Origin of the sequence: Barnesiella sp. An22, assembly GCF_963931395.1 — a bacterium.
In the GTDB taxonomy this organism is placed as follows: domain Bacteria; phylum Bacteroidota; class Bacteroidia; order Bacteroidales; family Barnesiellaceae; genus Barnesiella; species Barnesiella merdigallinarum.
Genome location: NZ_OZ007014.1, coordinates 2,761,001 through 2,787,847 on the forward strand (window position 1 = coordinate 2,761,001; position 26,847 = coordinate 2,787,847).

At 55.5% G+C, this 26,847-nt stretch carries 24 protein-coding genes and 1 tRNA gene; 13 read left to right on the forward strand and 12 right to left on the reverse strand.

From position 1 onward, the window contains the following. Positions 1-129: 129 nt before the first annotated feature. The 4 genes from ABGT88_RS11475 to ABGT88_RS11490 all read right to left on the reverse strand — a co-directional run bounded on the left by ABGT88_RS11475 (position 130) and on the right by ABGT88_RS11490 (position 2,761). On the reverse strand, positions 130-453 hold the full coding sequence (locus tag ABGT88_RS11475; RefSeq protein ID WP_346702210.1) for an Arm DNA-binding domain-containing protein: 324 nt from the start codon (positions 451-453) through the stop codon (positions 130-132). A gap of 104 nt (positions 454-557) precedes the next feature. Continuing rightward, positions 558-630, reverse strand: a tRNA-Phe gene (locus tag ABGT88_RS11480). A 213-nt stretch (positions 631-843) separates the two neighbouring features. Further along, entirely contained in the window at positions 844-1,887 is a 1,044-nt protein-coding gene (thiL, locus tag ABGT88_RS11485) for a thiamine-phosphate kinase (protein WP_087408409.1), read from the reverse strand. Between the two features lie 61 nt (positions 1,888-1,948). After that, on the reverse strand, positions 1,949-2,761 hold the full coding sequence (locus tag ABGT88_RS11490) for a purine-nucleoside phosphorylase (protein WP_346702212.1): 813 nt from the start codon (positions 2,759-2,761) through the stop codon (positions 1,949-1,951). Between the two features lie 413 nt (positions 2,762-3,174). On the opposite strand from ABGT88_RS11490, the gene ABGT88_RS11495 reads away from it, so the two are divergent. From ABGT88_RS11495 to ABGT88_RS11510, 4 genes are all read left to right on the forward strand, one after another. Continuing rightward, complete coding sequence (locus tag ABGT88_RS11495; RefSeq protein WP_346702214.1) at positions 3,175-4,083, forward strand: PHB depolymerase family esterase; 909 nt, start codon at positions 3,175-3,177, stop codon at positions 4,081-4,083. A gap of 63 nt (positions 4,084-4,146) precedes the next feature. Next, positions 4,147-5,067 (forward strand): sugar phosphate isomerase/epimerase family protein, encoded by a 921-nt coding sequence (locus ABGT88_RS11500; protein WP_346702216.1) that lies wholly within the window; start codon positions 4,147-4,149, stop codon positions 5,065-5,067. A 10-nt stretch (positions 5,068-5,077) separates the two neighbouring features. Further along, entirely contained in the window at positions 5,078-6,166 is a 1,089-nt protein-coding gene (locus ABGT88_RS11505; RefSeq protein WP_346702218.1) for an aminoglycoside phosphotransferase family protein, read from the forward strand. A 134-nt stretch (positions 6,167-6,300) separates the two neighbouring features. Beyond that, the gene (locus ABGT88_RS11510) at positions 6,301-7,272 is read left to right on the forward strand and encodes a DMT family transporter (protein ID WP_346702220.1); all 972 of its coding nucleotides are present in this window, start codon (positions 6,301-6,303) and stop codon (positions 7,270-7,272) included. On the opposite strand, the gene ABGT88_RS11515 is transcribed toward ABGT88_RS11510, so the two are convergent. Together ABGT88_RS11515 and ABGT88_RS11520 are read right to left on the reverse strand one after the other, a co-directional pair. Beyond that, positions 7,255-8,193, reverse strand: a complete 939-nt coding sequence (locus tag ABGT88_RS11515) for a DMT family transporter (protein WP_346702873.1) — start codon at positions 8,191-8,193, stop codon at positions 7,255-7,257. The genes ABGT88_RS11510 and ABGT88_RS11515 overlap by 18 nt on opposite strands. A gap of 5 nt (positions 8,194-8,198) precedes the next feature. After that, positions 8,199-9,398 (reverse strand): MFS transporter, encoded by a 1,200-nt coding sequence (locus ABGT88_RS11520; protein WP_346702222.1) that lies wholly within the window; start codon positions 9,396-9,398, stop codon positions 8,199-8,201. A 223-nt stretch (positions 9,399-9,621) separates the two neighbouring features. Here ABGT88_RS11520 and ABGT88_RS11525 point away from each other — a divergent pair, with 223 nt between their 5' ends. Together ABGT88_RS11525 and glsA are read left to right on the forward strand one after the other, a co-directional pair. Further along, positions 9,622-11,064 carry a glutamate decarboxylase gene (locus ABGT88_RS11525; RefSeq protein ID WP_346702224.1) on the forward strand — a complete coding sequence of 481 codons (1,443 nt, stop codon included), beginning with the start codon at positions 9,622-9,624 and terminating at the stop codon, positions 11,062-11,064. 5 nt (positions 11,065-11,069) lie between these two features. Continuing rightward, positions 11,070-12,035, forward strand: a complete 966-nt coding sequence (gene glsA, locus ABGT88_RS11530) for a glutaminase A (protein ID WP_346702226.1) — start codon at positions 11,070-11,072, stop codon at positions 12,033-12,035. An 80-nt stretch (positions 12,036-12,115) separates the two neighbouring features. On the opposite strand, the gene ABGT88_RS11535 is transcribed toward glsA, so the two are convergent. Then, positions 12,116-12,820, reverse strand: coding sequence for a potassium channel family protein (locus ABGT88_RS11535; protein ID WP_346702228.1), 705 nt, complete (start codon positions 12,818-12,820; stop codon positions 12,116-12,118). Between the two features lie 107 nt (positions 12,821-12,927). Between ABGT88_RS11535 and gadC the strand changes: the two genes are divergently transcribed. Then, positions 12,928-14,562 (forward strand): putative glutamine/gamma-aminobutyrate antiporter GadC, encoded by a 1,635-nt coding sequence (gene gadC / locus ABGT88_RS11540; RefSeq protein WP_258327113.1) that lies wholly within the window; start codon positions 12,928-12,930, stop codon positions 14,560-14,562. Positions 14,563-14,649: 87 nt separating this feature from the next. Here the strand turns inward: gadC and ABGT88_RS11545 are convergent, their stop codons facing one another. Continuing rightward, on the reverse strand, positions 14,650-16,017 hold the full coding sequence (locus ABGT88_RS11545) for an MFS transporter (protein ID WP_346702231.1): 1,368 nt from the start codon (positions 16,015-16,017) through the stop codon (positions 14,650-14,652). Between the two features lie 308 nt (positions 16,018-16,325). On the opposite strand from ABGT88_RS11545, the gene ABGT88_RS11550 reads away from it, so the two are divergent. Further along, on the forward strand, positions 16,326-17,489 hold the full coding sequence (locus tag ABGT88_RS11550) for a hypothetical protein (RefSeq protein ID WP_346702233.1): 1,164 nt from the start codon (positions 16,326-16,328) through the stop codon (positions 17,487-17,489). Between the two features lie 160 nt (positions 17,490-17,649). Here the strand turns inward: ABGT88_RS11550 and proS are convergent, their stop codons facing one another. The 3 genes from proS to ABGT88_RS11565 form a co-directional block, all read right to left on the reverse strand. Next, complete coding sequence (gene proS, locus ABGT88_RS11555; protein WP_346702235.1) at positions 17,650-19,131, reverse strand: proline--tRNA ligase; 1,482 nt, start codon at positions 19,129-19,131, stop codon at positions 17,650-17,652. A gap of 332 nt (positions 19,132-19,463) precedes the next feature. Continuing rightward, positions 19,464-20,162: an OmpA family protein gene (locus tag ABGT88_RS11560; protein ID WP_087408397.1), complete on the reverse strand. Its 699-nt coding sequence runs from the start codon at positions 20,160-20,162 to the stop codon at positions 19,464-19,466. Positions 20,163-20,173: 11 nt separating this feature from the next. Next, positions 20,174-20,491, reverse strand: a complete 318-nt coding sequence (locus ABGT88_RS11565) for a hypothetical protein (RefSeq protein ID WP_258327109.1) — start codon at positions 20,489-20,491, stop codon at positions 20,174-20,176. A 178-nt stretch (positions 20,492-20,669) separates the two neighbouring features. Here ABGT88_RS11565 and ABGT88_RS11570 point away from each other — a divergent pair, with 178 nt between their 5' ends. The 5 genes from ABGT88_RS11570 to ABGT88_RS11590 are packed head-to-tail and all read left to right on the forward strand — an operon-like array spanning position 20,670 to position 26,185. Further along, complete coding sequence (locus ABGT88_RS11570) at positions 20,670-21,518, forward strand: ATP-binding cassette domain-containing protein (protein WP_087408395.1); 849 nt, start codon at positions 20,670-20,672, stop codon at positions 21,516-21,518. A 7-nt stretch (positions 21,519-21,525) separates the two neighbouring features. Continuing rightward, complete coding sequence (locus ABGT88_RS11575) at positions 21,526-22,398, forward strand: hypothetical protein (protein WP_346702238.1); 873 nt, start codon at positions 21,526-21,528, stop codon at positions 22,396-22,398. Between the two features lie 2 nt (positions 22,399-22,400). After that, positions 22,401-22,793, forward strand: coding sequence for a GntR family transcriptional regulator (locus tag ABGT88_RS11580; protein WP_087408393.1), 393 nt, complete (start codon positions 22,401-22,403; stop codon positions 22,791-22,793). Further along, positions 22,790-23,617 (forward strand): hypothetical protein, encoded by an 828-nt coding sequence (locus ABGT88_RS11585; protein ID WP_298664018.1) that lies wholly within the window; start codon positions 22,790-22,792, stop codon positions 23,615-23,617. The genes ABGT88_RS11580 and ABGT88_RS11585 overlap by 4 nt, the downstream gene beginning before the upstream one ends. A gap of 45 nt (positions 23,618-23,662) precedes the next feature. Further along, complete coding sequence (locus tag ABGT88_RS11590; RefSeq protein WP_346702241.1) at positions 23,663-26,185, forward strand: TonB-dependent receptor domain-containing protein; 2,523 nt, start codon at positions 23,663-23,665, stop codon at positions 26,183-26,185. A gap of 157 nt (positions 26,186-26,342) precedes the next feature. Here ABGT88_RS11590 and ABGT88_RS11595 read toward each other — a convergent pair whose 3' ends face one another. Continuing rightward, positions 26,343-26,837, reverse strand: coding sequence for an RNA polymerase sigma factor (locus ABGT88_RS11595; RefSeq protein WP_346702243.1), 495 nt, complete (start codon positions 26,835-26,837; stop codon positions 26,343-26,345). Between the last annotated feature and the right edge of the window lie 10 nt (positions 26,838-26,847).

Below are 26,847 nucleotides of genomic sequence, written 5' to 3' on the forward strand. Positions count from 1 at the left end.
TTCTAGGGCAATTGGAGGTATTCTTTTTATCTTTAGCTAAGATACAAATTTTATATTACATTGGCAATCAATTCGTTATAAAGTTTTATTCTTTTTACGACAGTCCCTAGCTAAAATTTATGCTTAATCTTATAAATCCCTCAGGTTTTTACGTTGATCCTTGACTTTCTCCACAAGAGAGGTGGAGGTAAACTCTTGATTGGTTGCTTTAAGCTCAATGATTTTAGCGGAGTATTCTTTGATTTTATCCGCTATGAGCATTTCAATGTACTCACGATTGGGGCAATCTGTCTTTGGTTCATTCTTGGAGAAGTCCCAATGTGCAGGATTTACGGATATGCCAAGACTGACATATTTCCGTTTTCTGTCTTTTGTCACCCTCAACATTAGAGGTGATTCATTGTTACTAAGTACCTTAGACTTGTAACAAACTGCTTTTACTGTAATTCCCACGGTTTACACGCTGGTTTACACAGACTGCGTATATTGGGGCGAAATCAAGGGGGTAAAAACAACAAAAAAGAGAGCTACATTGCTGTAACTCTCTGATTTTCAAGTGGTGCCACCAGGAATCGAACCGGGGACACAAGGATTTTCAGTCCTTTGCTCTACCATCTGAGCTATGGCACCTTTATTTTTGCGTGTGCAAAGGTAATGGATTTGTTTGAATCTACCAAATTTATCGTTTACTTTTCTATCGAAAAGCGAAACCACAGGGCACTAAAAGGAAGACAAGAACGAGCCTATAATCTGTTTATCAGTCTTATAACAGTACCGAGAGAAGAGCGTAAGTTTTTAATCTCGCCTCTTCTCCCGGGTATATTTTACAGCGGCCGGTATGGCTTACTCTTCCTCTTCGGCGAGCGAATTCCAACCTTGAGCCCGCAGGGTTATCTCGACATCGTCGCGGGTAATCATGCAACAGCCCAAGTCGGGCTTGGTGATGTGGCCTATCACCCGAATGCCGGGGATGGCGGCGACGGTGTCGTGCTTCTCGAGGGGTACGGTGAAGAGCAATTCGTAGTCTTCGCCTCCGTTGAGGGCGGCGGTGACGAGGTTCATGTTGAACTCGGTGGCCATGGTGGCCGTCTGGTAGTCGATGGGGATGCGGTCTTCGTAGATGCGGCACCCGACATGGCTCTGCGAGCAGATGTGGAGTAGCTCGGAGGAGAGGCCGTCGGAGACGTCCATCATGGCGGTGGGCACGATTCCGGCCTTGTCGAGCTCTTCGATAATGTCTTTGCGGGCCTCGGGTTTCAACTGGCGTTCGAGCAGGTATTCGTGACCTTCGAATGCGGGTTTGAAATCGGTCTCGCCGGCAAAGACGCGCTTCTCGCGCTCGAGCAGTTGCAACCCCATGTAGGCGGCACCCAAGTCGCCGCTCACACAGATGAGGTCGTTCTCGCGGGCGCCGTTGCGATAGACAATCTTATCGGGGTCGCCCTCGCCGATGCAGGTGATGCTGATGGTGAGGCCGGTCATCGAGGCCGAGGTGTCGCCGCCCACCAGATCGACTCCGTAGATGTCGCAGGCGAGTTGTATGCCGGCGTAGAGCTCCTCGAGATTCTCGACCGAGAAGCGTTTCGACACGCCCAGCGAGACGGTTATCTGCCGCGGGGTCCCGTTCATGGCGTAGATGTCGGAGAAGTTGACTACGGCCGATTTGTACCCCAGGTGTTTCAGGGGCACGTAGGTGAGGTCGAAGTGGACCCCCTCGAGCAGCAGGTCGGTGGTGACCAGCACGCGCTTGCCCGCATAGTCGAGCACGGCGGCATCGTCGCCCACCCCTTTCAGCGACGAGGCGTTTTTGAGTTGTATCTGCTTCGTCAGGTGGTCAATCAGTCCAAACTCGCCCAACGTAGCTATTTCGGTTCGTTTTTCTTCCATAGGTATAGCCGGCAAAGCCCACGATGCTCATGGGCTTTGCTCTGTTTTTATCGGTTGATACTTAAAATTGTTCTACCAGTTCCTTCATGATGAAGGTCATTTTGGGCTGAGCGGCAGCGGCGGCCTTCTGCACCTCCTCGTGCGAGCACTTCTCCACAATGCCCTCGACGCCCAGGTCGGTGATGACCGACACGGCAAATACCTCGATACCGGCATGACGGGCCACGATTACCTCGGGCACAGTGCTCATGCCCACGGCATCGCCGCCGATGATGCGGAAGTAGCGATACTCGGCCGGTGTCTCGAACGTGGGACCTTGCGTGCCCACATAGACCCCCTGCTGTACCTTGATGCCGTTCTTCTCGGCAATCTCGAGGGCCTTGGCAATGAGTCGATGCGAATAGGCCTCGCTCATGTCGGGGAAACGCACGCCCAGCTCGTTGTAGTTGCGGCCGTGCAGCGGATGCTCGGGGAAGAGGTTGATGTGGTCGCGGATAATCATGATGTCGCCGATGGCAAAGTCGGGGTTCATGCCTCCGGCCGCGTTGGAGACAAAGAGGTGTTCGATGCCCAACTCTTTCATCACCCGCACGGGGAAAGTCACCTGCTTCATGTCATATCCCTCATAGAAATGGAAACGGCCTTGCATAGCCATCACATCTTTTTTACCGAGCTTCCCGAAGATAAGTTTTCCCTGATGCCCCTCGACAGTCGACACGGGGAAATTGGGGATTTCGGTATAGGGAATTTCGGTCTTGTCGGTAATATGGTTTACCAACTCGCCCAACCCCGTACCCAATATGATAGCGGTCTTAGGCAGTACCTGCACCTTCGAGGCAATGTAGGCAGCTGTTTCTTTAATCTTTTCAATCATCGCAGTAACTATTTTAATAAATAACCAAGATTGCAAATATAGTGAATGGTGAGCGCAAAGACAAATAGAATAACAGGTTTTCAAATTTCGTGCTCCCTCCAAATCGGATTTTAAACGAGATTCCATATCCTCTACATATATAATAATGAGCACAGCAAAGCCCGACGTTCCTTGATTTTGCAAAAAAAGACAGAGGACTCTTCGCTCCCCACATAACGCCTGCGGCGATGTTTTTGAAGAGACCCGATTCTCTTTTTTCTTAAATTTCAATAAATAATCACCGGATAAAGTCTTTTCTCGCTATCTTTACAAAAGATAGTGAAAAGCGGGTGTAAACAGGAGAGAATCGCCGTAATTCAAGAGTTGTTCTGCCAAGCCGCTTTCTATCTTCCATAAAGATAATACCATCGAAGATGAAACGTATTCTACTCGGTCTCGTAGCCCTGATATGGGGGCATATACTCCTTGCCGACAGCATGGGCGGTACACTGACCGAATTACAATTCGAATCGGGAAGCATCAATCGCAGTTACAAACTCTATCGCCCGGCCCATCTATCGCCCGGGGCACCGCTGGTTTTCGTGCTTCACGGCTACGGCGGCAGTGCCGACCCCGAGAGATTCGGCATGGATTCCATCGCCGACAAATACGGGTTTGCCGTGTGCTATCCCCAAGGCGAGCGCGACAAGCGGGGCAAGACATGCTGGAATGTGGGCTACCCCTTTCAGGACGATATGACCATCGACGACGTGGCATTTCTGTGCGAACTGGCACAACACCTGCAACAAACCTATCGACTGAGTGCCCGCAACACCTTCTGCACAGGCTATTCCAACGGTGGCGAAATGTGCTATCTGCTGGCCTACAAGGCCCCTCAGGTATTCAAGGCAGTGGCTCCCATTGCGGGACTCACACTCGAATGGATGTACCGCGAGCTGGCTGCCGACACTCCTGTCCCCCTGCTCGAAATTCACGGGACGAAAGACAAGACCTCGATGTGGAACGGCGACCCCGAGAACCGAGGCGGCTGGGGCGAATACATTGCCGTACCCCTGGCCGTAGGCTATTGGGCGGCCCAAAACCGATGCACCCACGAGGAGACCGACACGATTGCCTCGCTCAATCCCGAGTCGGGACATTCGATTGTTCGCCACCGATATGTCGGCGGAACCGACAACCACGAGGTGTGGCTCTATGAAATCACGGGCGGCACCCACTCATGGGGCGAGAAAGACCTGGTCACGGGCGAACACATCTGGCAATTCTTCAGCCGCTTTGTCGAACCCGAAAAAACGGCAGTACCCCAGCCGGCAACACGCTAACGACTATTCAATTATCATTCTTAAATAAAATTCATCATGTTCACAAAAATCAAATGCTTATTTGTGCTTTTAGCCGTTCTTTCCCTATCCCTTCCGGCCAGCGGGAAAGAGAAATATCCCCCCTTGCGGGTGGGCTGTTCCATCGGTTTCAACGCAGTCGACTACAACCGTCTCAAAACCATGAAAGAGGCCGGCATCGACTGTATAGAGATATCGTTGGGTGCCGGAATTTTTACCAATAAGGAGAAAAGCGACGAAGAGATTACGGCCCGCATGAAGAGCGCCCGACAGGCTGCCGACTCGGCCGGTATCGAAATCTGGTCGATACACATGCCCTTCGGCAAAGAGATAGACCTCTCGCAAAGCGACGAGTCGATAAGACAAAGCACCGTAGCCTTGCAACGGCGTATTCTGCGGTTCTGCAAGATACTGCAACCCCGGGTTATCCTCTTTCACCCCAGCTGGTATTTGGGACTCAACGAACGCCCCAAACGCATCGCCCAACTCTTGCGCTCGGTCAACGAACTTAACCCCTTGGTCAAAGAAGCCGGCGCCATCATGGTCATCGAGAATATGCTCGGTCACGAATTGCTTCGCAACGAGAAATACGAACGTCCGTTGTGCCGTACGGTCGAAGAGGTAGAGCTGATTATGAAACAGATGCCCAGCGATGTCTATTCGGCCGTCGACATGAACCACATCGACAACCCCGAACGGCTCATCGAAGCCATGGGCAACCGGGTGAAGACTCTACATGTCTCTGACGGGAACGGCCGGGCCGAATGCCACTACATGCCCAACCCCTGCAGCGGGAAAGGCGACAACGATTGGAACCTGATACAACAGGCTCTCTATAACGCCGAATACACGGGGCCCTTCATGTACGAGGTCAACTCAAAAGAGTACAACAATCCGCAAGAGCTCTACGAGTGCTACCAAATGCTCTATCGTGCGTTCATCGAATCGATTCAACAGAAACAATAAATAACGACCTATGAAAGATTTGAGCAGCATCTTGTCGCACTTTGCCTTGGAAGGCAAAGTTGCCGAAATAAAACCGCTGGGTGCGGGCCTCATCAATGACTCGTATAAAGTGACGACCACTCCCCCCGAGGCTCCCGACTATGTGCTGCAACGCATCAATCACACGATTTTCACCAACGTGGATATGCTCCAGAACAACTTCTACCAGGTGACGACCCATATCCGTCACAAACTGGAAGCCCGGGGCGAGACCGATATCGACCGCAAGGTGCTCACCCTCATCCCCACGAAAGACCATAAGCTCTACTACTTCGACGGCGAGAGCTACTGGCGGGTGCTCATCTTTATCCACAACGCCAAGAGCTACGAGGCTGTCACGCCCGAATACTCCTACTATGCCGGCCAAGCCTTCGGCGATTTTCAGGCCATGCTCTCCGACATACCAGTCGAGTTGGGCGAGACGATTCCCGACTTCCACAACATGGAGTTCCGCCTGAAGCAACTGCGCGAAGCCGTAGCCGCCGACCCCGTGGGGCGCGTAGCCGAGGTACGTCCGCTGCTCGACGAAATCGAGAAACGGGCCGACGCCATGTGTCTGGCCGAGCGTCTGCACCGCGAGGGTAAGCTACCCAAGCGCATCTGCCACTGCGACACGAAGGTAAACAACATGATGTTCGACGAGAACGGCCGGGTGCTGTGCGTGATCGACCTCGACACGGTGATGCCCAGCTACATCTTCTCCGACTTCGGCGACTTCATGCGCACCGCCGCCAACACCGGCGAGGAGGACGACAAGAATCTGGACCACGTCAACTTCAACATGGAGATTTTCAAGGCCTTCACCAAGGGCTACCTGGAGACGGCTCGCGTATTCCTGATCGATGTCGAAATCGACAACCTGCCCTACGCCGCCACCCTCTTCCCCTACATGCAGGCCGTGCGGTTCCTCGCCGACTACATCAACGGCGATACCTACTACAAAATCAAGTATCCCGACCACAACCTGGTGCGTACCCGCGCGCAGTTCAAGCTGCTGCAAAGTGCCGAGGCTGCCGTACCAGCCATGAAAGCCTATATCGACGAGTGCCTGGGGAGGTGATTCCCCACCGCCGTCCTGCGGTCGTGAACCGTTGTAGCGGATTATGAGTTTCTAAACATACGGGGCCGTATCGGAAACATCGGTTTTCCATGCGGCCCCGCATCATCGTTCGCCCGACAAAAAGATTATTTCAGATGCTTAAAGATAGCGTGATGACGGAAGAGAAGAGAAAATCGATCAGAGGTCTGATTTATGCCGTGGTATCGTCGGCCACATTCGGACTTGTGCCCCTCTTTGCCATACCTGCCTTGAAGGCCGGGGTTTCGGTCAACTCGGTAGTATTCTACCGGTTTGCCATATCGGCCCTGCTGGTAGGGCTCGTGCTGCTGGCCCGACGCGAGAGCTTCCGTATCGCAAAGCGGCAACTGCCGGTCATTGCCGGCTTTGCCCTGCTCTATGCCGCCACCTCGTTCCTGCTCACGCAGTCGTACCTCTACATACCCAGCGGACTGGCTACCACGCTGCACTTTCTCTACCCGGTGCTGGTGACGATATTGATGGTCGTTCTTTTCAAGGAGCGGCTCTCGGTGCCCGTTGCCGTGGCCACGCTGCTGGCCCTGGGCGGCATCTACCTGCTGAGCGGGAGCAACGGCAGTGAGGTGAACCCTACGGGCATGGCCCTGGCGCTGACTACCGTACTCACCTACGCCTCGTATATCGTGGGGCTCAACCGCTCGAGCATCGGCCGTATCGACAGCCTGAAGCTCACCTTCTACATCCTCTCGACCGGGAGTCTCTTTTTCCTCGTCAACCTGCTGGTGCGAGGCGAAGGGCTGGCTCCCATCCCGTCGTGGAAGAGCGGCATCGACCTCTTCATGCTGGCGTTGGTGCCCACACTCATCTCCAACCTCACCCTCATCCTGGCCGTCAAACATATAGGCTCTACCACCACCGCCGTGCTGGGCTGCATGGAGCCGCTCACCGCCGTGGTCATGGGCATCCTCTTCCTGGGCGAGAGTTGCAGCCGTGTGCAGGACTGGGGTATCGGCATCATACTCGTGGCCGTCACCACGGTTATCGTGGCCCGCAATCCCGAAGAGCTGAAAAAGGTGTGGCAACGGGCCCCGCGATGGTTCCGCAAAGGGTCGTCACGCATGAGGCGATGAATGCAAATGCGACGTGGGGGCACGGCTGCCGCGATTCTCGGCAATCTCTACCGCGTAAACCCCGACACAGATGAGCACCATGGCCAGAATCTGGGTCCAACTGAAACGGTCCTGTCCCGTGAGAAACGAGACAATCGAAGCCACCATGAGAATGAGATAGCCGTAGATGGCGATCACCGTCGTCTTCAGATACCGCAGCCCGACGGGCACCAGCAGATAGCTCAGCACCGTGGGGAATATCAGCACAAACAGCAACGCCGCCAGCGGCCACAGGTGAAGCGGCGACTCGAACAACGGGGCATCATAGCCGGTAAAGGCCATCACAATCAAGCTCGACACAGCCGCCCCCGAAAAGGTGTAGCGCATGAGGGTATAGGTACCCGTGCGCTTCAGAAACTGGTTGCTCAACACCAGATAGATGGCATAGATGACCGAGCTCATCAGGCAGAAGAGATTACCGGCCAACGCATCGGAGGCGAGGTCGTCGCTCTTCTGGGTGAGGATGCAGAGCATGGCGCCCCCCAACCCCACCAGAATACCCACCACCTTGAGCAGCGTGATGCGCTCGTGCATGAAGAGCACCGATATGACGAAGACCCAGATGGGCTGCATCGAGGTAAAGATGGCGGCCGAGACCGGGGTAGTCTTGCTCAGCCCCATCAGATAGGAAAACATGTAGCCATAGATGCCCACGGCTCCCAGCAGGAAGAGTATCCACTTGTCGCGGGTCGAGGCCTTTTCGGGCCGGGCAAAAAAGCCGAGAATCCAGAAAGCCACGGCGGCAAACACGCACCGGAAGGTAGCCCCGGTAAGCGGGGCAAGCCACAGGGGCAACAGGTAGTGCAGGGCGTTCACGTTCAAGCCGCCGAAGACCTTCGACACCACCATGGCCCAGTTGGCCATCGCTACTTTACTACGCATCATCTTCATGTCTGTATGGGATTAGCGGGAGCATCGTCGAACAGGAACGAGTGCCGTTTCCAATAGGCCCACACCACCGCCAGCAGCGTGATACCCAGGTTGAGTTCAAAGGCAAACCGCTGGGTGCGAATGTGGAAGAGCGACTGGAGGGCATCGATAATCACCGGGCAAAGCAGTATGGCCAGGTAGTTCATGGCCATGACCAGCGCCAGGGCAAAGGTTGCCCGCGAGGCATCGGCCACCCGGGTAGTCTGGTCGTAAATGACGGGTTGCATTACCCCATAGCCCAACCCGATGAATACCGCCCCGACGGCCAATACCCACTCGCTGGACGACAGCAGAACAAGCAACAGCCCTATGGCAATGCTGACCAGACTCGTAAACTTGGTGAGCGACCCCAGAAACGACAACACGGGATTGAGGAAGAAGCCGGGCAACATGATGGCCAGAAAGAAGAGCGAGATGATAAAGCCCGACGCCCCCGTATCGAAATGGTACTCTTTCATCAGGAAGGGCAGGTTGAAGCTGACGATAATCACCAGATAGGTGATGAGTCCATAGAAGGCCATCAGCCCCACGAGCCGCCCCGTGTCGATGCGTCCGGTCGAGCTCTGGGCCACCGGCCGGGCCGAAGTCGAATCGCCCTTGAGCGAGAAGGAGAGCAGCAGCGAAAGCACGGGAGCCAGATAGACGACAAAGGGCAAGTGCCAGTTCACCTCGGCCAGATAGCCGGTGAGCATCGTGGCCAATACCAGCGTGACGTTGGTGATGGCCGAGCTCAACCCGAACTGCTGCGTGCGGTATCGCCCCGTGAAATGGCGCGAGATGAGGCCTGTCGAGAGCGGCACGATGATGCCCGCCCCGATACCCAGCAGGGCACTCACGGCAATCAACTGCCACATCTGCCCCGAGAAGAGGTAGAGCACCCCGCTCAAGGCAAAGACCACCAGCCCCACCTGCAACAGCAGCACGTTGTTCACCCGCTCGGTGAGTTTGCCCGAGAGCAGGATGAAGGGTATCGTCAGCAACGAAGGCAACGAGGTGAGCAACTGTATGTCAAACTCGGACGCGTGGGGAAAGATGGTGGACAACTGCCCCAGAATGGGCGAAACCGCCAGCCCCGGCAAAGCGCTCAAGGCCGATATGGACCATATCCCCAACAGTGTAATGAGCGGAATCGTACCCCGCCCGGTTTCAATTTTCATAGTCTTGCAGTTTTCGGTCGGCATCCCTGCCGACCCGTTTACAGGGTGAGAACAATCTACACCCCCGAAAGTTTATCGCCCCCTTTTTTAACAAGTGCCAAATTGTGCAGGAATTGCCCCCGCGCACTAAACATTCACCCGGTCGGGACTGTTGTCTCATGCAGAAGCCGTCCTCCCCGGGAGTGCCGGTTTCGCAGGTTTAATTCATTAAAAACTTTATACAATGAGAGATTTTAGTTTAAGAGAAGGAGATGCCAAAACAAGCATCTTCGGGTCCGACGAAATGTTGAAACCCTCGCCCGTAGAGCGCATACCCGATGCACCTACCACCCCCGAAATCGCCTACCAGATGGTCAAGGACGAGACCTTTGCCCAGACTCAACCCCGCCTCAACCTGGCCACCTTCGTCACCACCTACATGGACAAGTATGCCACCAAGCTGATGAACGAGGCCATCAACATCAACTACATCGACGAGACGGAGTATCCCCGCATTGCCGTGATGAACGCCAAGTGCATCAACATCATGGCCAACCTGTGGAACTCGCCCGAGGAGGCCAAATGGAAAAGCGGCGCCGTGGCCATAGGTTCGTCCGAGGCTTGTATGCTGGGCGGTGTGGCCGCCTGGTTGCGCTGGCGCAAGAAACGTCAGGCCCAGGGCAAACCCACCGACAAGCCCAACTTTGTCATCTCATCGGCCTACCAGATTGTGTGGGAGAAGTTTGCCCAACTGTGGCAAATCGAGATGCGCGAGGTTCCGCTCACGCTCGACAAGCCTACCCTCGACCCGGAAGAGGCCCTCAAGATGTGCGACGAGAATACCATCTGCATCGTGCCCATCGAGGGAGTTACCTGGACGGGCCTGAACGACGACGTGGAGCGACTCGACCACCTGCTCGACGCCTATAACAAAAAGACCGGCTACGACATCCCCATACACGTCGACGCCGCCTCGGGCGGATTCATCCTGCCCTTCCTCGAACCGCACAAGAAGTGGGACTTCCGCCTGAAGTGGGTACTCTCCATCAGCACCTCGGGCCACAAGTTCGGCCTGGTCTATCCCGGTCTGGGTTGGGTCGTATGGCGCGACAAGAAGTATCTGCCCGACGACATGTCGTTCAGCGTCAACTACCTGGGTGCCGACATCACGCAAGTGGGGCTCAACTTCTCGCGTCCCGCCGCACAGATTCTGGGCCAGTACTACCAGTTCATCCGGTTGGGATTCCAGGGCTACAAGGCCATCCAGTACAACAGCATTCAGATTACCCAATACCTGCACGACGAAATCGGCAAGATGAAACCCTTTGTCAATTACAGCGACCGGGTAGAGAACCCGCTCTTCATCTGGTACATGCACCCCGACTATGCCAAGAATGCCAAGTGGACCCTGTATGACCTGCAAGACCGTCTGCGCCAAAGCGGCTGGATGGTACCCGCCTACTCGCTGCCCAAGAGCGTAGAGAGCTACGTGGTCATGCGTATCGTCGTGCGCCAGGGCTTCAGCCGCGACATGGCCGACATGTTGCTCAAAGACATCTGCGACGCCGTGGCCGACCTCGAGAAACTCGAGTATCCTACCCCCACCCGCATCGCCCAGGAGAAAAATATCGAGATCGAAAGCACCATGTTCACCCACACGGGCTATCGCCGCAAATCCAAAAAGTAACGGTTATGAAAAAGGTTATTTCGATAGCTCAAATCGAGCAAACCCTGCACGAGGCCCACAACCTCTACCGCAACAACCACGACGGCAAGAATGCCGACTACATTCCCTATCTGGCCGGCATCGACAGCCAGCTGTTCGGCATAAGCGTGTGCCTCACCAACGGGCACCTCATCGAGGTGGGCGACACCCAGTACCGGTTCGGCATCGAATCGGTCTCGAAGGTACACACCGCCATTCTGGTGCTGCGCCAGTACGGGGCCGACAAACTGCTCTCGATGATCGGGGCCGATGCCACAGGGTTGCCCTTCAACTCGATTGTGGCCATCCTGCTCGAGAACGACCACCCCTCTACCCCGCTGGTCAACGCCGGTGCCATATCGGCGTGCAGCATGGTGCAGCCGACCGGCAACGCCCAGGCCAAGTGGGAGGCCATCGTCGAGAACATCACTCAACTCTCGGGCAGTGCTCCCGTCCTGATCGACGAGCTCTACAAGTCGGAGTCGGACACCAACTTCAACAACCGCTCCATCGCCTGGCTGTTGAAAAACTACAGTCGCATCTACGACGACCCCGACCTGTCGCTCGACCTCTACACCCGCCAATGCTCGCTGGGCATCACCGCCCAACAGCTGGCCATCTGCGGAGCCACCATCGCCAACAAAGGGGTCAACCCCAAGACGAGCCAACAGGTGTTCGAGGCTTCACTGGCCTCCAAGATTACCTCGCTCATCTCGACCGTAGGTTTCTACGAGCACACGGGCGACTGGCTCTACACGTCGGGGTTGCCGGCCAAGTCGGGCGTGGGCGGCGGCATCCTGGGCGTACTGCCGGGCGTGATGGGCATCTCGGCCTTTGCCCCGCCTATCGACGAGGCCGGCAACTCGGTCAAGGCCCAACTGGCCATTCGCTACATCATGAACAAGCTGGGCCTTTCGGTATTCAGCGGCGACTCGGTGATTGTCTCGGCCTGACCGGCAATCGCCTTCCTACAAGACAAGAGAGCCGGGTGCGATGGCACCCGGCTCTCTTGTCTTGTAGGAAGGCCAAAGGATTACGCATCGCCCTTGCGCCGGGTCGCCTGCTGGGCCCAGTTGGTCACATAGACGGTGAAGATGGGAAACATCATCATGCCCAGAGCCGCCAGCACGACCGACAGAATCTTGCCGGTAGCCGTGACCGCATAGATATTCGACCCTACGGTAGTCACATCCATAAAGGCCCACCAAAGAGCGTCGGTATAGTGCACGACCAGCGGATTGACATCGTGCTCGATGACAAAGAAGAGCAGGCTCGAGAAGTAGACCGTGGCCAACAGCATGGTGAGGTACGACACCAGCAGGCTCGACGCCCGGTTGCGTGTGAACCACCCCACCACGATGGCCAGCGCATAGCCGCTACGCACCAGCGGGATGAACCGCAGGAAGTAGCCGGCCTGAGGCGAGAAGTCGACGTGCATGAAGGTGATGATGTTGAGATAGGGAATCGATACCAGGAAGAAGACAAAGTGGCTCTTCAGATAGCGCCACTTGTGAGGCGAGAGTACCAGCTCGAGCAGGAAGTCGAACATGAAGAAGGTGCACACCCACAGCTGCACGGTCATGTAGCTGCCTTGATTGAGGAACGAGAGGTTGCGAAACGTATCGACCGAAATGGTAATGATGAGAAACACCGACAGCACCAGAATAGCGATGTGCAGGGCGCCGTAGACTTTCGATTCGTACCGTCGCCACCCCGACGGAGAAGTTTGTTTTTCCATTTTTTCTTTCTTTATAATTTCATGCCGGTAAAACAACAACCGCCCGATGTTTGTTTATCTGCATGAATGTGGCTGCTCCACCACGACAAACTTAATTCAAAACGTATATGGCAAACATCGGTAAATCTGTCAAACTGGGCGTATTTACGCTCGCTATCATGAATGTAACGGCGGTCGTCTCGCTGCGCGGACTGCCGGCCGAGGCCGAATATGGCGTAAGCTCGGCCTTCTATTATCTATTTGCCGCACTGGTATTCCTCATTCCCACGGCTCTGGTAGCCGCCGAACTGGCCGCCATGTTCCAGGACAAGCAGGGCGGTGTGTTCCGCTGGGTGGGCGAAGCCTTCGGCAAGAAGGCCGGCTTCCTGGCCATCTGGCTGCAATGGATCGAGAGTACTATCTGGTATCCTACGGTACTGACCTTCGGCGCCGTGGCCATCGCCTTCATCGGCATGGACCACACGGGCGACATGCTGCTGGCCTCGAACCGTTTCTACACCCTGGCGGTGGTGCTGTTCATCTACTGGCTGGCCACCTTCATCTCGCTGAAGGGGCTCGACTGGGTAGGCAAGGTGGCCAAGGTGGGCGGTCTGGTGGGTACCATCATTCCGGCCGGGCTGCTGGTGGTTCTGGCCATCGTCTATCTGGCCATGGGCGGCAAGTCGCAGATGGACTTCTCGGGGAGCTTCCTGCCCGACTTCTCCAACTTCGACAACCTGGTGCTGGCCGCCAGCATCTTCCTCTTCTATGCCGGTATGGAGATGGGCGGTATCCACGTGAAAGACATCAACAACCCCTCGAAAAACTACCCCAAGGCGGTATTCATCGGCTCGGCCATCACAGTGCTCATCTTTGTGCTGGGTACCTTTGCACTGGGTATCATCATCCCGCAAAAAGACATCAACCTCACCCAGAGTCTGCTGGTCGGATTCGACAACTATTTCAACTTCATCAAGGCCTCGTGGCTCTCGCCGGTCATTGCCATCGCACTCGCCTTCGGTGTGCTGGCCGGTGTGCTCACCTGGGTGGCCGGCCCTTCGAAAGGTATCTTTGCCGTGGGCCGCGCCGGGTATCTGCCCCCTTTCTTCCAGAAGACCAACAAGATAGGCGTACAGAAAAACATCCTCTACCTGCAAGGTGCCGCCGTCACGCTGCTGAGTCTGCTCTTCGTCGTGATGCCTTCGGTACAGAGTTTCTACCAAATCATGTCGCAACTCACGGTGGTGCTCTACCTCATCATGTACATGCTCATGTTCTCGGCTGCCATCTACCTGCGGTACAACATGAAGAAGAGCAACCGCCCGTTCCGCATCGGCAGCAAAGGCAACGGCATGATGTGGTTCATCGGCGGCCTGGGATTCCTGGGCTCCCTGCTGGCCTTCGTGCTCAGCTTCATACCCCCCAGCCAGATTTCGGTAGGCAGCAACGCCGTGTGGTTCTCGGTGCTCATTATCGGTACCCTCGTCGTGGTGATTGCCCCCTTCATCATCTACGCGTCGCGTAAACCCAGCTGGACCAACAAGGAGAGCCAGTTCGAACCCTTCCACTGGGAGGAGACCGCTGCCCCGACCACAACTCACCCCCAAAACTCGCAACCCACAGGGGCTACTCCGTCGGCATCCGGTCGAGGGGCTACCGCTTCAGCCCAACCGACTCCGGCATCACAACCTCATTCGAAACCGACCGCACCGACAACCGACCCGAATGCCGGAACGAAAGGCTCTACCCCGCCTCAACCGTAAACGGTCTCGCTACAAACCCATACGAAAAGGCCGGCGTCCTCTTCTCGAAGACGTCGGCTTTTCATGCGTTCAATGATCCTTATGCCATCACTCGGCCGGCTTGACATTCCACACAAAGAGTGCCAGCACAAACGAGAGGATGGAAGCTCCTATCCAGAAAATCGATACGGGCAGGAAATCGTAAGTGACCACATCGCCCGATACCGTTTTGAAGTTCTCGATGAGCGTACCCGAAATGACATCCTGCAGACCGGCGGCTATGTAGCTGGCCATGCCCACTACACCCAAGGCTGCCCCCGTAGCGTTGCGAGGAACGATGTCGACCGCCATCAGTCCGCCCAGGAAGCAGATGAGCACCCCGATAGCCACCCCGAAGAGCACCATGCTGATGACATTCAGCACCAGACTGTCGCCGCCCAGCAGGAAGAGGGAGAGCCCTATGGTGTTGAGCACCCCGAAGATAAAGGCCGGCATGTTGCGCTTGCCCTTGAAAAACTTGTCGGAGAACCACCCCGAAAGCACCGTGCCGAAGATACCCAGCAGGGCATTGATGCCGATAACCGTCGTGGCCAGTTCGAGCGAATAGCCCTTCTCCATCTCGAGAAAACGCACGCCCCAACTGTTCACCGCATAGCGGCTCACATACATGAAGGCACTGGCCAGAGCCAGAATCCACACGTAGGGATTGCGCAGAACACCTTTCTGCGCCTTGTCGGTCGACTCCTTGGGCGGATTGCCCACATGGGGCAACCCCTTGCTCTCGGGGCTGTCGTGCAGGAAGAAGATGATGATAAGCACCCCTATCGCCCCGGCTATGAACGAGCCCATGAACCCGGCCTGCCAGCCCAGCCAACCGACGACCGACCCGACGAAGATGAAGGAGAAAAACTCGCCCAGATTGTGGCTTGCACTGAAGAACCCGTAGTAGGTTCCCCGCTCCTTGGGCGAAAACCAGCGCGACAGGGCTATGATGGCAGGGCCGGCACCCATCGACTGAGACCAACCGTTGAGGGCCCACATGATGAAAAAGCAGACAAAGAAGGCCATCGACGAAAGTCCGATGATACCTTTGGCCAAGCCCAACACCCCCACGATGAGGTTGGCTATGGACGAGACAATGAGCCCCGTAGCCATAAACCGCTTGATGTTGGAGTGGTCGGCCATGAAACTGTTCACAAACTTACCGATGGCATAGGCAAACAGCAACGCCGAGCCCACGATGCCCAGCTGTTGGTCGTTGAGCATTCCGCTCTCGACAATAGGAGTCTTCACCACATTCAGCCCGGTGCGACATACATAATACAAACTATACCCCAGGGTTCCCGCAAAAAAACTTTGCAATCTCAATTTCTTCGTCAACTTGGCAGCCTCTTCATCGGTAAGCGATGCCGGCCTCTCGGCCGGGGGCAAGGCCCGATAAAAGTCGACGACTTTTCCCAGCATTTTTTTCAACATTTCTCTAGCGCTTTAATCAGATTTAATAATGTGTGTTTCGTTGCTTTTCGCTTTCGTTTCGTTTTATACGCAAATATAAAAAATATACCTGACAATCGGGCTATCTTTCTCCTCGAAATATACTCATCGGACACAATTCTCCAAGCCTCAGGTATAAGCAACCTTTTTCTCCATGCAGCGATTGCAGAGTGCTACGACACAAACCGATAACGAAAAACCTTCTTTTTCCTTTGTTCTTCGCCCGGTTTGATTTATCTTTGAAGTGGTGACCTTGACAAGCAAAACAGGTTGCCCCAAACAGCAAAACCATGAATGTACATCTCCTCCTTACTATTCTGGTTACCATGCTTTGTGCCGGTTCGTGCGTGGCCCAATCGTGGTACACGGGTGAGGAGCCGCTGCGCCGGGCTGTAATTCAAAAAGATGTTTTATCGGATTGTAACCGCAATGCCGACGGCGATGTGGTGAACGTAGTATCTACCGGCATTGTTCCGGGCGAAGGAATGCGTCCGTCCATCACGGTCGAGCTGGCCAATCGCCACAACCGAACGGGCAGAAAGTATGCAGTCTATCGGGTCGACGACTCCGGGAAGAGCCGGCGGGCTGGTTCGGTGAAGAGACCGGTGTGGGGCGTGGTATGGGGATACCGCGATAACCAAAACTACCACGCCGTACTGATGCGGGCCGGAAACGACGACTTCTACGGCTACCAGCTGCCCGAACTGCAATTTACCATCCTGACCGTAGCCGATGGCGACACCTTGGTTCACTCCCATTGGCAGCGAATCGCCTCATCGGCCATCCGCCCCGAGACCGACTACAACCGGCTGCACATTGTCCCTACCCAGGGCGGATACGAAATCTTGCTGGGCGACGAGCGCGAATGTCGCATCGGCTTTTGCCGCGACGACCGCCTCTTTGGCGACCGGGCGGGTATCTACGTGGGGCGCGGAGCCTGTGTTGAGCTGAAGTCGTGGAAGGTTACACCGTGCGAATATCCCGAACGACAGGTCGTCTGGGAACCCGAAGCCCTGAACGAGTACCTGCGCCACAGCACCGACCCCACCGAAGGGGTCTATGAATTCCTGCAAGCCTCCTCGTCGAGCCTCAACACCCGACTGGGCGGCAACTACCGGTTGGCCCTGGTGGCTAACGGGACCAACTACCTGCTCGTCTACGAGAGCGGGGCCCAGCGATTCAACGACCAATGGCAAGCGGGCATGGTGAAGGCGGTACTGCGACCGACAGGACTCGCCAACCTCTTCGACGTCACCTGGTTCGATGCCGAACACAAACCGCTCAAAGAGGGGGTAAAGGCCATGATAGGCGACAACGGGGTACTTACCCTCCACTTCAGCCGCGAGGGAGTAATCATCGAATGGAACCGGGCCTTCGGTCCCAAAGAGCAGGCTCGGGACGCCCGGCAATCCGACGGGAACTACCCCACCCCTAGCTCGTCTGTCACCCCCTAACCCCTGCCCCTCACGCAACGGAGTCTCCCGTATCGGCCGCGCAGAGAGAGAGTCTGCGGTCACATCCTCCCCCCCTGTTTCCCTGCAAACGCAAACAACAAGGGCGGCCCCGCTGTCGGAACCGCCCTGTGCAGTATGGTTGAACTTGTATTCGTCTCGATTAGTACGAGCGGGCAAAGAGCACGCGGCGAGCCGACGGCTTGCCGGTAACCATGCAGACGCCCGGCGTGGTATCGCCATCGAACGGGATACAGCGAATCGTCGCCTTGGTCTCCTCCTTGATGCGCTCCTCGGTCTCGGTCGTGCCGTCCCAGTGAGCCAGGATAAAGCCGCCCTCCTCGATCTTCTCTTTGAACTCGTCGTAGCTGTCGACCGTAATGGTGTGCTCCTGACGGAACTTGAGAGCCTTCTGGAAGATATTGGCCTGTATCTCGTCGAGCAGACCTTTTACAACCTGCTCGATGTTGTCGACGGGCAACGTCTCTTTCTCGAGCGTATCGCGGCGCATCACCTCTACGGTGCCGTTCTCGAGGTCGCGGGCTCCCATGACCAGACGCACGGGCACACCCTTCAGCTCATAGTCGGCAAACTTGAAGCCCGGGCGTTTATTGTCGGCGTTGTCGTATTTGACCGAGATACCCATGGCGCGCAACTTGCCGGCGATTTCGTCGGCCTTCACGTCGATGGCGTGCAGTTGCTCGGCATTCTTGTAGATGGGGATAATCACCACCTGGATGGGAGCCAGTTTCGGCGGCAACACCAGACCGTTGTCGTCGCTGTGGGTCATGATGAGGGCACCCATCAGACGGGTAGATACGCCCCACGAGGTAGCCCACACATATTCGAGCTCGTTGTTCTTGTTGATGAACTGCACGTCGAATGCCTTGGCGAAGTTCTGCCCCAGGAAGTGCGACGTACCCGACTGCAGGGCCTTGCCGTCCTGCATCATGGCCTCGATGGTATAGGTATTGAGGGCACCGGCAAAACGCTCGTTGGCCGATTTCACACCCTTGATTACCGGCACGGCCATGAAGTTCTCGGCAAAGTCGGCATAAACCTCGAGCATGCGACGAGCCTCGGCCTCGGCCTCCTCGCGGGTAGCGTGGGCGGTGTGCCCCTCTTGCCACAAAAACTCGGCCGTACGCAGGAAGAGGCGGGTACGCATCTCCCAGCGGAACACGTTGGCCCACTGGTTGCACAGGATGGGCAGGTCGCGATAGGAGTGAATCCAGTTTTTATAGGTGTTCCAGATAATGGTCTCGGAGGTAGGACGGATGATGAGCTCCTCCTCGAGTTTGGCGGCGGGGTCTACCACTACGCCCGTGCCGTCGGGGTTGGTTTTCAAGCGGTAGTGAGTCACTACGGCGCACTCTTTGGCAAAGCCCTCTACGTGCTCGGCCTCGCGGCTCAGGAACGATTTCGGAATCAACAACGGGAAGTAGGCATTCACGTGGCCCGTCGCCTTGAACATGTCGTCGAGCTGGCGTTGCATCTTCTCCCAAATTGCATATCCATAGGGCTTGATTACCATACAGCCCCGCACGGCCGACTGTTCTGCCAAGTCGGCCTTTACCACCAAGTCGTTGTACCATTGCGAATAGTTATCGGCACGCTTGGTCAATTCTTTCAACTCTTTTGCCATTATTTTATGCTGTTTGTTTATTGACACGAAAAAACTTCTCCCCTGCCCCAAGCAAAGGATTTGCCCCAATAGCGAAAGTCGGGTACAGAGTCAAGCGGAAACAGCCGTTTCCACTGTTTGACCATGCCCGGCCACATTCTATTTTGCAGTGTGCAAAGATAGTGAAAGGTGAGCGGAGAGTCAAAAGAAAAACGGAGTTTTTCAGTTTTTGACTATCCCGAACCGTATCCTGTCTTATCCGAAGATACAAGAAAGATGAGAGCAAAAACAAATGAAACCCAGAGTTCCAAATGGAATTGCCCCGACCGAGAACTTGTTTTACAACCGAAAGGTTACCGCTTGTCGAGCTGACCGCGGCGAGCCATATCGATCATCTTCTCGCCCGGTATCAGATAGATTTCGAGCCGCCGGTTCTTGGCCCGCCCCTCCATGGTACGATTCGAAGCGATAGGCGAAAAGGCACCGGCCTCATACGTCACCACAAAGTCGGTATTGCCCCCGTTGCGGGCAAACCAGTCGCGCACGGCCTGTACCCGGGAGCGGGTCAGGTCGAGGCTGTAAGCCTCCGAGCCGGTATCGTCGCTGTGCATGACCAGCATCACATGGTAGTAATCGGGTATGCGCAGGTCGGCCAGGAAGGGACGCAGAAAAATGTCGGCCTTCTCGCTCAGCACCGTATCGTTGGGCAGGAAGAGGTTCGAAGCGGCTATGGTAGCCTTGATTACCTCGTAGTTGCGCACCAGCTTCAGGTCGGTGAGACGGGCCTTCTGCAAGCGGCGCATCTCACGCGACTGGGCGGTGCGTATCTTGCGGGCCTCCTTGTCGAGCTCGGGTATCGAGATATTCTCGTCGAGGGTCAACTGCGTGAGGTCGATATGCTCGGTCGGGGCCACTTCGCCTTTCGACTTGTCCGACGAGAACCACGACGACACCGTGTTGGCCGCCTTCTGAAAGACATTCTGCGAGGCCGCCTCGACGGGGAGCAACGCGGCTACACCCAGCAATATGATAAATCCTGTTTTCCTGTTCATCACTCGCCTCCTCAGAAAACACCCAGCGACTCTTCGTAATCCAATTCACCCCGTACCAGGAAAGGCATATCCTCGTCGTCGATTTTCACGCCGTCCTTGTGGGCACACTTGCGGGCAAAGTCGATGATGTCGTCTTCGTCGAGTTCCACCTCGTCGCCGGCATCCTCGTTGAAGAGCCCCTTCTGTTCGTAATAGTCGTACACGACATCGGTAATGTAGACAATATCGTCGTAGCTATACTTCTCTTTCAGTTCCTGGGGCAATACATTCTTTATATACTCTACAGCCTTGTCTTCGTCGTAGGCAAATATATCTTCGTTTTGGCTCATTTTTTCTATGTTTTTGGGGTTATTTGATTGGGTAAAAGTACAAATCATTAACGGCTTTTGCAAATCGACAGAAAAAAAATAAGTTTTTTTGTTGCAGATTCAAAAAGTTTATCTACATTTGCAGTGTACTATTAAACTAATACACCAAAACAGTAAAACAATTTTATCCCGAAATACTATGTTACAGATTGAGAATCTTGAATTTAGTTATCACAAAAAGAAGGCCCCCATCTTCAACGGCATAAGCCTGACGATACAACCGGGTTCGGTTTACGGGCTGCTGGGTAAAAACGGAATCGGTAAATCGACCCTGCTCTATATGATGTGCGGCCTGATGTTTCCCCACAAGGGACGCATCACGCTCGACGGTGTGGAGGTGCGCCACCGCCGCCCCGAAACGCTCGAGAAGATTTTCCTCGTACCCGAGGAGTTCGACCTTCCCCCTATCTCGGTCGATGCCTACGTACGCCGCAACAGCGTCTTCTATCCCCGCTTCGACCGCGAGCAGTTCGACCGGTATCTGGCCGACTTCGAACTGGAGAATGTCAAGAACCTGTCCAAGACCTCGATGGGACAGAAAAAGAAATACCTGGTGAGCTTTGCCCTGGCCACCAACACCCCGCTGCTGCTCATGGACGAGCCTACCAACGGCATGGACATCCCCTCGAAGAGCCAGTTCCGCAAGGTCATCGCTTCGGGCATGAACGAGCAGAAGAGCATCGTCATCTCGACCCACCAGGTGCGCGACCTCGAAAACATGATCGACCGCATCGACATTCTCGAGGGCGGCCGCCTGCTGCTCGACAGCGACACGGCCGACATCACCTCGCACCTGCGATTTATCAAGGGAGCCGGCGAGGCCGACATCGAAGGGGCTCTCTACTCGGTCTCGACCATTGCCGGATACAGCGCCATCCTGCCCAACCCCACGGGCGAAGAGACGCCGCTCGACATCGAGATGCTCTTCAACTACGCCATCGAAAAACCGGCGGAAATCGAACGTATATTTGCCAACCCTGTAAAATAAGACGACCATGAACGAATATGACATAACCCCCAACGCCCAAGAGGCAGCCGCCTCGGTAGCCTCACGCCCGACGGCCTCCAACTTCTTCAGTCTGAAACGCTTCGGACGCTACTGCTCCAAGCAGATACACGAGTGGAAACGGGGACTGTTGCTCCAGTTCTTTTCGCTGGCAGGCATCTACACCCTCTTGATGTTCCTCTTCCACTCGACCGACGAAGAGGGACTGATTCCCTCCATCGCTTCGACAGGCATACAGATAATTATCTGGCTCGGCTTCTTTGTCTATATCGCCAAGAGTGCTTCGAGCCTGGCCGATCAGATAGGCCGCCGCTCCAAACGGGTGCTCTACCTGGTGGTTCCCGCCTCGACCGCCGAGAAGTATATCGCCCACCTGCTGTGGACCATCGTGCTCTACCCCATTCTCTTCTTCGCAGCCATCCTGGTGGCCCAGTATGTCTCGGAGACAGCCTCGTCGATGATACGCGGCGAAGCCTTCAACCCGGGCACACCGCTGCAAGGCTTGCTCACCTTCTGGAACAACAACATGTACAGCACCTCGTTCCTGGTGAACTACACGATCAATATTATCGTTACCTTCACGCTGGGAGCTACGCTGTGGCAGAAAAACAGTTTTCTCAAGACCATTGCCGCCTGCTTCCTGCTGGGCATCATCGTCATCATCTTCTACACCACCCTGCTGGGTAAGGAAGAGCTGGAGTCGATGTTCACCTACCTGGTCGTAGGCAACTACTTCGACAGCTTCAACAACAACGACTTCGTGTGGATACTCAACGGCATCAGCGCCGTAGAATATCTGCTGTTCGGATACATCGGATACATGCGCATGAAAGAACTCGAAATAAACGAAACCAAACGATAAGTATGCAATTCAAAGAGAACCAAACCATCTACCTGCAAATCGCCGAACGCATCAGCGACGAGATACTGCTGGGCCACTATGCCATTGGGGCCCGCATACCCTCGGTGCGCGAATACGCGGCCCTCGTGGAGGTAAACGCCAACACGGTGATGCGTTCCTATGAATTTTTGCAGACCCAGGGTATCATCTTCAACAAGCGGGGAATCGGCTTCTTCGTCTCGCCCGACGCCAAACACAAAATCACGGAATACCGGCGAAACGAATTCCTCAAGACCGAACTGCCACGCTTCTTCATGCAGCTCTATACCCTGCACATCCCCATGGACGAGATTGACTCCATGTACCGGGAATTTATCGAAAACCTCACGTCAAACCCCTCAAACCAAGCATCATGAAACGCTCGACCATAGTCCTGTTAATTGTTCTGGCCGTGATGATATTCGCCCCCATCATCGCCATCAAAGTCATCAGCAACCTCTCGCCCGAAACGAAATTGAAGAATCTGAAAGAGTTGCTGGATTATAATGAAAATGCCAACGCCCCCGTGCGGTACCTCGTTATCGACGATACCGACAATGACTCGGTATACTCCTGCATCTGCATCTTCATCTCGACCCGCGACAAGAAAGATTCCCGGAAGGGTATCGTCTTTGCCAACGGCGAAAACTACACGGGCGACACCCTGCACCTCACCGACCAGTGGCTGGAGCAGCCGTCGGCCGACGACTCAAACGACTCGATACCCCAGTCGTGGTTCGGCAAACAGACTCTCGACTACGACCATAATACCCAACTCATCGTCGAGAACCACAACCCCAACGTCACGCTCCATTTCTCGGAGAGCAACTTCGATAAACTCATCGTTCAATCGCAAGGCGACGTGGTCGTGCGGGAATCGAACGTGGGCATGCTCGTCGTGCAGGACAGCATAGGCCACAGTGGGACTGCCTGCCAGCAATGCAATATCGGCACACTATTTGCATACCTTAACGACAAATGTTCGTTGAGCCTCTCGAAAAACAACATAGGCACCGCCTTCCTTCCCAAGGCGCTCAACACCCTGTCGATCGAGGGCAACAACATTGGTGTGACCGGCACTATCGACCTCATGGAGTTCAACCTATCGAAGTCGATCGACAACGACAGTATCGACGCCGTGAGTTTCGGCATCGGTATGAAATACACCTCCGACGACAAGGATAAAAAAGAGAAAAAATAAGAACAGACCGATCTATTCATCACACATTTTAATTGACTAAAACAGATGAAACGAGTTTTCAAACTGGGTATTCTGCTGGGAATGCTACTCTCGGCATTCACTATGGCCCACGCCGCTGCGGCCGATTGCAAAATAAGCGGCACCGTGACCGACTCGATCAGTGGCGAGGCCATCCCCTTCGTGACCGTAGGGGTAGAAAACAGCGACGGCAAGGTATTATCCCGCGTGGCCTCCGACGTGAACGGAAGCTTCACCGCCACGGCTGCCGCCGGCAACCGTTATACGCTGGCCATCTCGTCGGTAGGCTATGCGACCAACCGCGTAGAGGTAGCCATCGAACCGGGCGAACGCACCAAGGCCCTGGGCAACCTCACCCTCACCGAAGGGACCGAACTCTCTGAGGTAACCGTCGTGGCCCAACGCCCCCTCATCAAGAGCGACATCGACAAGATAACCTACGACATGGAGGCCGACCCCGAGGCCACGAGCAACAACGCCCTCGACATGCTGCGCAAGGTGCCCATGATTACCGTCGATGCCGAGGAGAACATCCGGCTCAACGGACAGAGCAACTACAAGGTGCTGCTCAACGGCAAGAGCTCGGCCATCATGTCGGGCGACAACCTCAAGGAGGTACTCAAGAGCATGCCGGCCAGCTCGATCAAGAATATCGAAGTCATCACCAACCCCTCGTCGAAATACGAGGCCGAGGGCGTGGGCGGTATCATCAACATCGTCACCGTGTCGCGACGCGACTCCAACGGCATAGTGGGCAGCGTGGGGGCCAATGCCGACAACCGCGGCGGATTCGGCGGCAACGTCTACCTCTCCTCGCAAATTGGCAAGTTTGCCTTCTCGGGCCGCTACTCGGGCAGCCGCTACACCAACGGCCACGGAGGCCGCTCGAAAGCCTTCTCCGAGACCTACGGCAGCGACGAGTTCAACCACTCGGCCGGTTACGGCAAGTCGCGATTCGAAGGGCTCGGCCACAACCTCTCGATCGAGGCCAGCTACGAAATCGACACCCTCAACCTCATCAGCTTCTCGGCCTTCGGCTGGCTGGGCAACAACAAGTCCAACTCCAACCTCGACTACACCTACTACAACCGGGCCAACGACATCAGCAGCCAATACCAGTCGCTCACCCGCTCGAGCAGCGACTACGGTTCGGTGTCGGGTACGCTCGACTACCAGCGCTCGTTCGCCAAGAAAGACCGCACCCTCACGGCTTCGTACCAGTTTGAATACAACCCCAACAACTCGGACTATACCACCGAGAGCAACGGCCTCATCAACTGGAACAGCTACATCGAACGCAGCAAGAACAAGGCTCACGGTACCGAACAGACCGTACAGATCGACTACTTCGACCCCCTCACCGAGATGCACCAGATCGAAGCCGGCGCCAAGTACATCATGCGCTGCAACGTGAGCGACGGCAACCGCACCCAAAGCCTGTGGGACGAGCCTACCGACACCTGGAGCGACGTGCTGCTGCCGGTCAACGACCTCGACTACACGCAGCACATTCTGGGCCTCTATGCCGGCTATGTGTTGAAGATCAAGAAGTGGAGCGGCAAGGTGGGTGCCCGGCTCGAATCGACCTGGAACGACGGCCGCACCACCAACCACAACGCCGAGGGAGGTACACAAGAGACCCGCTTCGACAACGACTTCTTCAACGTGGTACCCTATGTGACCCTCTCGTGGCAACCGCGCGAGATGCAGACCGTCAAGCTCTCCTACACGCAGCGGCTCAGCCGTCCGGGCATCTGGCAACTCAACCCCTTCAAGGATACCTCTACCCCCATGCAGGTGACCTATGGTAACCCCAACCTCGACTCCGAGATTTCGCACACCTTCTCGCTGGGATATACCCTCTTTACCGCCACGGGCATGAGCCTGGCCGCCGAGCTGAACGGCCGCGTGCAGAACAACGGTATCGAGCAGACCATCTTCATGGACGAGAACGGTATCGCCAACGTCACCTACGACAACATAGGCCGGGTGCGCGAGGGCAAGCTGAACGTATTCTTCTCGGGCAACGTGCTGCCCACGCTCAACCTCTACACCAACCTCTCGGGCGGATACAGCGACTACAGCTCGGCCCGGGCCGGTTACTCCAACAAGGGGTGGGACTACAACGGTTTTCTGGGTGCCCGCTGGAATGCCTGGAAAGACGGTGCCATCAGTGCCAACGTGGGTTACTATTCGGGATTCCGCATGCTGGTGGGAACCACGGCTCCCTTTGCCTTCTGCGGCTTCAGCGTGAGCCAGTCGTTCTTCAACAAGCGGTTGCAGGTGAACCTCTCGGCCAGCGACCCCTTCTCGAAAGAGCGCAAGTTTGTCATGCACATCAAGAACGACGACTACCGCATCGACAGCTACAACTACAACCCCTGCCAGTATGTACGGCTGGGTATAACCTACTCGTTCGGCCAGATGAAGAGTGCCGTGAAGAAGGCCCGCCGCAGTATCAACAACGACGACCTCAAGAGCAGCGGCAGCGGTGCCGGTAGCGGCGCAGCCAGCGGCATGGGAGGCTCGGGCAGCGGCACGGGCATGTAACGAACGACATACGACGTATTAACTTCCTGATTTAAATAAACGAAAAAGGCCCGTATCTCTGCGAAGAGGTGCGGGTCTATCTTTTTTACCGGTGCGTATGGGCGAGAGGAGAGGAAATACCGTCGGGCCTTACGGGCGAAAGCGCGGGACCTGCCTGTCACAAAATCTGCTTTTTGCAGGCTCTCAACCGGTTCTTGATGCGGAATATCTGGACCTTCACCGTACCCACCGGCATATTCAGGCGTTGGGCTATCTCGTCGTAACGGTATCCTTGCAGATAGAGGGAGAAGAGCGTGCGGCACTTGGCCGGCAACAGATTCATGATCTGCTGAATATCGGTGGCCGATATGGCACATTCGGCATTGATTGCCTCCTCCATGTCGTCGGCAGCGTCCAGTTGGAAATCGGCTATCATGGCCTGCTGGCGGGAAGAAAGACGGCGGCAATTCAGGAAGAGATTGAACATGATGGTGCACAGCCAGCTCTTGAAACTCCCCGTATCGTGATAAAGTTCTTTGTTTACCAGGGCTTTCAGAGCCGTCTCCTGCAACAGGTCTTTTGCCTCGTCGTCGTTGTGGGTCAGACTCTTGGCAAAGCCCAACAGAGCACCTTGCAGTTTTACCACATGCTGCTCAAAATCTTCTTGAATCATTATTTGTACT

Coding starts and splice junctions, on each gene's coding strand:
- thiL (WP_087408409.1), bottom strand. CDS start 1,887: ATGGAAGAAAAACGAACCGAAATAGCTACGTTGGGCGAGTTTGGACTG.
- ABGT88_RS11490 (WP_346702212.1), bottom strand. CDS start 2,761: ATGATTGAAAAGATTAAAGAAACAGCTGCCTACATTGCCTCGAAGGTG.
- ABGT88_RS11495 (WP_346702214.1), top strand. CDS start 3,175: ATGAAACGTATTCTACTCGGTCTCGTAGCCCTGATATGGGGGCATATA.
- ABGT88_RS11505 (WP_346702218.1), top strand. CDS start 5,078: ATGAAAGATTTGAGCAGCATCTTGTCGCACTTTGCCTTGGAAGGCAAA.
- ABGT88_RS11510 (WP_346702220.1), top strand. CDS start 6,301: ATGCTTAAAGATAGCGTGATGACGGAAGAGAAGAGAAAATCGATCAGA.
- ABGT88_RS11515 (WP_346702873.1), bottom strand. CDS start 8,193: ATGCGTAGTAAAGTAGCGATGGCCAACTGGGCCATGGTGGTGTCGAAG.
- ABGT88_RS11520 (WP_346702222.1), bottom strand. CDS start 9,398: ATGAAAATTGAAACCGGGCGGGGTACGATTCCGCTCATTACACTGTTG.
- ABGT88_RS11525 (WP_346702224.1), top strand. CDS start 9,622: ATGAGAGATTTTAGTTTAAGAGAAGGAGATGCCAAAACAAGCATCTTC.
- glsA (WP_346702226.1), top strand. CDS start 11,070: ATGAAAAAGGTTATTTCGATAGCTCAAATCGAGCAAACCCTGCACGAG.
- ABGT88_RS11535 (WP_346702228.1), bottom strand. CDS start 12,820: ATGGAAAAACAAACTTCTCCGTCGGGGTGGCGACGGTACGAATCGAAA.
- gadC (WP_258327113.1), top strand. CDS start 12,928: ATGGCAAACATCGGTAAATCTGTCAAACTGGGCGTATTTACGCTCGCT.
- ABGT88_RS11545 (WP_346702231.1), bottom strand. CDS start 16,017: ATGTTGAAAAAAATGCTGGGAAAAGTCGTCGACTTTTATCGGGCCTTG.
- ABGT88_RS11550 (WP_346702233.1), top strand. CDS start 16,326: ATGAATGTACATCTCCTCCTTACTATTCTGGTTACCATGCTTTGTGCC.
- proS (WP_346702235.1), bottom strand. CDS start 19,131: ATGGCAAAAGAGTTGAAAGAATTGACCAAGCGTGCCGATAACTATTCG.
- ABGT88_RS11560 (WP_087408397.1), bottom strand. CDS start 20,162: ATGAACAGGAAAACAGGATTTATCATATTGCTGGGTGTAGCCGCGTTG.
- ABGT88_RS11565 (WP_258327109.1), bottom strand. CDS start 20,491: ATGAGCCAAAACGAAGATATATTTGCCTACGACGAAGACAAGGCTGTA.
- ABGT88_RS11570 (WP_087408395.1), top strand. CDS start 20,670: ATGTTACAGATTGAGAATCTTGAATTTAGTTATCACAAAAAGAAGGCC.
- ABGT88_RS11575 (WP_346702238.1), top strand. CDS start 21,526: ATGAACGAATATGACATAACCCCCAACGCCCAAGAGGCAGCCGCCTCG.
- ABGT88_RS11580 (WP_087408393.1), top strand. CDS start 22,401: ATGCAATTCAAAGAGAACCAAACCATCTACCTGCAAATCGCCGAACGC.
- ABGT88_RS11585 (WP_298664018.1), top strand. CDS start 22,790: ATGAAACGCTCGACCATAGTCCTGTTAATTGTTCTGGCCGTGATGATA.
- ABGT88_RS11590 (WP_346702241.1), top strand. CDS start 23,663: ATGAAACGAGTTTTCAAACTGGGTATTCTGCTGGGAATGCTACTCTCG.
- ABGT88_RS11595 (WP_346702243.1), bottom strand. CDS start 26,837: ATGATTCAAGAAGATTTTGAGCAGCATGTGGTAAAACTGCAAGGTGCT.